1 protein-coding gene is annotated in these 1,187 nt (G+C 70.0%); it reads right to left on the bottom strand.

Annotated elements, in window-relative coordinates; translation table 11 throughout:
- The coding region (locus AC559T_RS13320; protein WP_498868899.1) for an acyltransferase domain-containing protein at positions 1-1,187 on the bottom strand (1,187 nt) is incomplete at both ends.

Here is a 1,187-nt window from a genome sequence, read left to right on the forward strand (position 1 = left end):
CGAGTTGTTCGAGGGTTTCGGTGGTGAGGGTGGTGAGGGTGGTGTCGGGTCCGATCTCGAGGTAGGTGGTGGTGCCGTGCTGGTGGAGGGTGGTGATGGCGTGGTGGTAGTGGACGGTGGTGCGGGCCTGGTGGGTCCAGTAGCGGGGGGTCTGGAGGTCGTCGGGGGTGGCGGTGGGGTCGGCGGTGGGGGTGATCGGGATGCGGGGTGGGTGGTAGGTGAGAGCGCTGGTGGTGTGGTGGAACTGGTCGAGGATGGTGTCGAGGTGGTGGCTGTGGAAGGCGTGGCTGGTGTGGAGTGGGCGGGTGTGGTGACCGTGGGCGGTGAGTTCGTCGGCGGCGTCCCGGGTGGGTTGGGTGTCGCCGGAGATGACGGTGTGGGTGGGGCTGTTGTGGGCGGCGATGTCGACGCCGGGGTGGTTGCGCAGGATGTCGCGGATGCTCTGGTGAGGAGCGTTGACGCTGATCATCAGGCCTGGGGTGGTGATGTTCTGCATGAGCCAGGCGCGGGTGGTGACGAGGATGGCGGCGTCGGTGAGGCTGAGGATGCCGGCGGTGTGGGCGGCGGTGATTTCGCCGATGGAGTGGCCGGTGAGGTGGTGGGGGTGGATGTCGTGGGTGGCCAGCAGGTGGGTGAGTGCGGTCTGGAAGGCGAAGAGGGCGGGTTGGGCGTAGAGGGTCTGGGTGAGGGCTTCGGGATGGTCGGTGGTGCCGAGGATGAGGTCGCGCAGGGGGTGGGGTGGCTGGTCGGGGAGATGCTTGTCGGCGAGGTGTTTGTCGAGTTCGGCGCAGGTGTGGTCGAGGGCGTCGGTGAAGGCGCGGTGATGGTGGTGGAGATCGGCGCCCATGCCGGGTCGTTGGGTGCCCTGGCCGGCGTAGAGGTAGGCGAGGGTGGGGTTGGCGTGGGTGGTGGTGTGGATGAGGGCGGGGACGGGGGTGTGGAGGGGGGTGTCGGTGTGCAGGGCGGTGAGGCCGGTGTGGAGGTCGTGACGGGTGTGGCCGAGGATGACGGCGCGGTGGTGGAAGTGGGTGCGGGTGGTGCTGAGGGCGTGGGCGAGCCGGGCGGGCAGGGGGTCGTGCTGCGCCGGTGGGGGGGTCTGCGCGTCGAGGTGGGTGGCGAGCCGGTCGGCCTGAGCGCGCAGGGCATCGGTGGTGCGCGCGGACAGCACCCACGCCAACGGCACACCG

Source organism: Frankia sp. Hr75.2, assembly GCF_949319125.1.
GTDB classification, from domain to species: Bacteria; Actinomycetota; Actinomycetes; order Frankiales; family Frankiaceae; genus Parafrankia; species Parafrankia soli.